This is a genomic window from Roseiarcus sp. (genome assembly GCF_052145395.1).
In the GTDB taxonomy this organism is placed as follows: domain Bacteria; phylum Pseudomonadota; class Alphaproteobacteria; order Rhizobiales; family Beijerinckiaceae; genus Roseiarcus.
The window spans coordinates 1-4,046 of the sequence record NZ_JBKQOT010000592.1 but is presented as its reverse complement, the minus strand read 5'-3'; the positions used below and the strand labels follow the sequence as shown (position 1 = coordinate 4,046).

Here is a 4,046-nt window from a genome sequence, read left to right as displayed (position 1 = left end):
CGCCGCCCTGCCGGTAATAATCGCACTGTTCGTAAGAAAGTAATTTCCGTCCTGCCCAGGCGCTGTGCATCTCTTTATTGTCGGACGGGCACATCACCCTGTAGGTGAATTTGTCCCCCACGCAGATGGGTTTAAACCACTCGCGTTCGCACCCGGAATAATATCCCGCAATTTCCGGAATCATCGGGCCGTGGTCCAGCGGTGACTGTGCGTAGGTGATCGTATACAGATAGTTCGGCGGCGCGATTAAACACTTGTATTTGGTTGTCTTGGCGTATTCGGCATCGCGGTACAACGGGTTTAAATCGCCTTCGCCGTTCACGAAAATTCTGATTCCGTCTTCGGTTGCTTCGCGGTTCATGGCACGCCGAACATGGTCGTGACCTTGTGCGCCGCGATGTCCGAGAGAACGTGGCCGGGGTCGAAGGTCCGGTGAAGGACGATGAACGCGCCCTTTTGCAGGGCCGCCAGCATGGTCACGTTGAGGCCGCCGATGTGGAAGATCGGCGCGGGGACGATCGTCGCGTCGTCGGCGAGCATGTCGATCGTGTGCATGCTGCTCGCGTTGTTCCACCAGAAGTTGCCGTGGGTCAGCATCGCGCCCTTGGGCCGGCCGGTGGTTCCCGACGTGTACATGATGAGCGCAACGTCGTCCTCGCGCGCCGGAACCTGCGCGGTCGCCGGCGGGGGCCCCTGGATCCAGCGCGCTTCGTCCTCGGCGGCGAGCGTCGCCTTGAGCGACGTCAGCCGCGGAAGCTGCGGCTCGATGACCGCGCGATGGGCCGCATCGACAATGAGGACGCTCGCCGCGCAATCCTCGATCATGAAAGCGAGCTCGGGGCCGGTGAGGCGGAAGTTGAGAGGCACGAAGATCGCCCCGAGCCGCGAAGAAGCGAACATCGCGAACAGGAACATCGGCTGGTTGTGACCGAGGAACGCGACCCGGTCGCCGGGGTTGATGCCGATCGCGGAGAGACGGCCGGCGCAATCCTCGATCGCGCGCTGCATCTCGCCGTAGGTCCACTCGCGGCCCTCGAAATGGAGCGCCCGGCGCTCGGGCGTGCGCAGCGCGCGCTCGCGGAACCAGTTCGCAAGCCCGATGTCCGGCGTCATTTGTTTCTCCCGATCTTTTGTTCTGTCGCGTGAAGATGAACGCCCTGTCGCCGAGACGTCAATTCCGCTCTGTTGATCGCCGTCCTGCGCCGCCGTCGGCTACGCCGTGGCGCCCGCTCCCTTAACCGGAGGCTGCGCGACGCCCTGCTCGGCCGCCGCCGCCATCTGCGCGCTCTTCGCTCGCCTGAAGGCCGGGCGCGCCCTGGCGCGTTCGTAATAGGCCCGCAGCGATCCCGGCGCCTGTTCGAAAAGGCCAATGAACTTGAGCATCATCAACGCATAGCCGACCGAGATGTCGGCGACGGTGAATCGGCCGGCCGCGGCGTAATCCGCGCCGGCCATTAGGCTCTCGAAGCCGGCGAGGCGGCCGAGCGTCCAGCGGGCGTAGTCCTCGACCGCTTGCGGCAGACGTCGCTCCGGCGGTTCGAGCGCGGAGTAGCGCAAGACGAGCGTCTGCGGGAAGGTCAGTGTCGCCTCGCCCATGTGAAGCGCGTTGAGATAGGCGCCGTAGCCCGGCTCGTCCGGCCGCACGCTGAGCGGCGGCCCGGCGTAGCGCTCGGCGAGATACTGGCAGATCGCCGCCGATTCCGTCATGCGCGTCTCGCCGTCGATGAGAAGCGGAATGGTGCCGAGCGGGTTCACCTCAAGATACTCCCGTGCGAAGTAGCGCGGCGGGAACGGCAGCATCTTAAGCTCATAGGGAACGCCGACCTCCTCCAGCGCCCACAGCGCGCGGAACGAACGGGCGTCGACGCAGTGGTAGAGAGTGATCATTCTCGGTTCGATCCTCCGCGAGGCTCAGGCGATTGTCTTCGATTGACCGGTCCTGGAAACGGCGCCGATATCATTTGTGCGAAAGCTGGGCTTCAATCGCCGCCTTGTCTATGACAGACCACACTTGCGCGATCTTTTCTGTCCGAAATTGGTAAAATACATTCTCCGCGAAGGAAACTCTCCTCCCATCGACTGGAAGACCGAGGAAGTTCCCCTTTGGAGCACAGTCGAAAGCGAGCCGGCTCGCGACGAAAGGCGGATCGGAAATCATGAGCTGGATGTTGAAATGTAGGTCAGGAATGTCGTCAAAATCCCGCTCCAGCATCTCTCGATAGCCCGACAGCCCAATACGCTGACCGTTGTAGCGCACATCGTCCTGAACGAACTGGTCCAGCTTCGTCCAATCCTCCGCGTTCAGGCAGGCGATGTAGGCCCGGTAGACCGCGGCGAGGTCGGTTTTCCTCACGGGCATCGCTCCTATCCCTGTCTCGACGACCTCGCGCGCCCTCAATCCGGCTAAAGCCCCATCTGCCGGCTGGCGAGGTCCTTCATGATCTCCTCCGTGCCCGCCCCGATCGCGTTGACCTTCACCTCGCGATAGATGCGCTCGACCTTGACGCCGCGCATGAAGCCTGCGCCGCCAAAGATCTGTACGCCCTCGGAGGCGCAGAAGGCGAGCGTGGTCGTGGCCTGGTTCTTCAGCATGCAGATATCGGCGACCGGGTTCTCGCCATTTTCCAGCCGCCACGTCAGCAGCTCGAGCATTGCCTGCGAGGCTTCGATTTTCATCGCCATGTCGACGAGCTTGTGGCGGATGACCTGGTGCTGGATGATCGGCCTGCCGAAGGTCACCCGCTCTTTCGCATAGGCGATGGCCTCCTCGAGGCAGACCCGTGCGGCCGAGATCGCTCCCGCCGCGCCGTGCAGCCGCTCGTCGTTGAAGTTGAGCATGATGGCGCGGAAGCCCTCGCCCTCGGCGCCGATCAAATTCTCCGCCGGCACGCGCACGTTATCGAAATAGAGCGTCGCCGTGTCGGAGCACCACCAGCCCATCTTTTTCAGCGAGGTGCGCTGCAATCCGTCCGGCTGGCCCTCGATCAGGATGAGGCTCACGCCGCTGGCGCCGGGACCGCCGGTGCGCGCCGCGAGCGTGATGAAATCGGCGCGCATCCCTGAGGTGATGAAGGTCTTCGAGCCGTTGACGACGTAGTGGTCGCCGTCCCGGCGCGCGGTCGTGCGGAGGTTGGCGACGTCGGAGCCGCCGGAGGGTTCGGTGATCGCCAGCGCGGAGATTTTCTCGCCGGAAAGAATCTGCGGCAGCACGCGCGCCTTCATCGCCTCCGAGCCGCGGTGCAGGATCGGCGGCGCGCCGATCGTGTGGGAAAACAGCCCCGCCGCCACGCCGCCGCAACCGGCGCGGCCGATCTCCTGCATGGCGATGATGCGCATGAAGCGGTCGCCCTCGGTCCCGCCGTAGGCCTCCGGGAAGCCGAGCCCCATGTAGCCGACCGCGGCGGCCTTATTGTAAAGCTCGCGCGGGAACTCGCCGACCTCGTCCCATTCGTTGGCGTAGGGCTCGATCTCGCGCTTAACGAATTTGCGCAACGACCTCCGGAACGCTTCGTGCTCGGCCGTGTAGAACGGGCTTAAGCGGACAGTGTCGAACGCATGGGCGGTCATGGCCGCGTCTCCTTCGGTTTAAGCTGTGAGTCCGAGCGCCTCGCGCGCCTCTGCAGGCGAGGCGATTTGGCGTCCCGCTTCGCGCGCAGCAGCGATGAGCGCCGCGACGAGTTCGCCGTTCGAGGCGGCGCGGGCGCCGTCGGGCAGATAGATCGTGTCTTCGAGGCCGGTGCGCAGATCGCCGCCGAGTTCCGCGGCGCGGCGGTGCAGCGGCCAGATCTCCTTGCGCCCGATCGCGGTCACGCTCCATCGCGCCCCCGGGACGATGAGCCGAATCAGGATCGGCAACAGGTCGGGATCGGCCGGCATGCCGGATTCGACGCCCATGACGAAGTTATATTTCGGCGCGCGCGGAAAACCGTTGTTGCGCGCGATCGCCGCCGCCGTGCGCACGATGCCGGTGTCGAAGCACTCGAACTCCGGCTCGACGCCGCATTGGCCCATGACGGCGAGGAAAGCCGCGACCTTCTCGACCGGGT

At 64.6% G+C, this 4,046-nt stretch carries 6 protein-coding genes; all 6 read right to left on the bottom strand.

Translation table 11 applies throughout. The features are described 5' to 3' along the window. Positions 1-361, bottom strand: a 361-nt coding sequence (locus ACLP25_RS20435; protein WP_442470989.1) for an FAS1-like dehydratase domain-containing protein, incomplete at its 3' end; no start/stop codon positions are given. Further along, complete coding sequence (locus tag ACLP25_RS20430; RefSeq protein ID WP_442470988.1) at positions 358-1,113, bottom strand: AMP-binding protein; 756 nt, start codon at positions 1,111-1,113, stop codon at positions 358-360. The genes ACLP25_RS20430 and ACLP25_RS20435, both read right to left, overlap by 4 nt. 99 nt (positions 1,114-1,212) lie before the next feature. Next, positions 1,213-1,887, bottom strand: coding sequence for a glutathione S-transferase family protein (locus ACLP25_RS20425; RefSeq protein WP_442470987.1), 675 nt, complete (start codon positions 1,885-1,887; stop codon positions 1,213-1,215). 70 nt (positions 1,888-1,957) lie between these two features. Beyond that, positions 1,958-2,353 (bottom strand): ester cyclase, encoded by a 396-nt coding sequence (locus ACLP25_RS20420; RefSeq protein ID WP_442470986.1) that lies wholly within the window; start codon positions 2,351-2,353, stop codon positions 1,958-1,960. A gap of 50 nt (positions 2,354-2,403) precedes the next feature. Next, positions 2,404-3,567, bottom strand: a complete 1,164-nt coding sequence (locus ACLP25_RS20415) for an acyl-CoA dehydrogenase family protein (protein ID WP_442470985.1) — start codon at positions 3,565-3,567, stop codon at positions 2,404-2,406. Between the two features lie 18 nt (positions 3,568-3,585). Then, a partial coding sequence (locus ACLP25_RS20410) for a 3-keto-5-aminohexanoate cleavage protein (protein ID WP_442470984.1) occupies positions 3,586-4,046 on the bottom strand: 461 nt, incomplete at its 5' end.

Excerpts from the sequence above, each read along its gene's own strand:
- ACLP25_RS20430 (WP_442470988.1), bottom strand. The coding sequence starts at position 1,113 with ATGACGCCGGACATCGGGCTTGCGAACTGGTTCCGCGAGCGCGCGCTG.
- ACLP25_RS20425 (WP_442470987.1), bottom strand. The coding sequence starts at position 1,887 with ATGATCACTCTCTACCACTGCGTCGACGCCCGTTCGTTCCGCGCGCTG.
- ACLP25_RS20415 (WP_442470985.1), bottom strand. The coding sequence starts at position 3,567 with ATGACCGCCCATGCGTTCGACACTGTCCGCTTAAGCCCGTTCTACACG.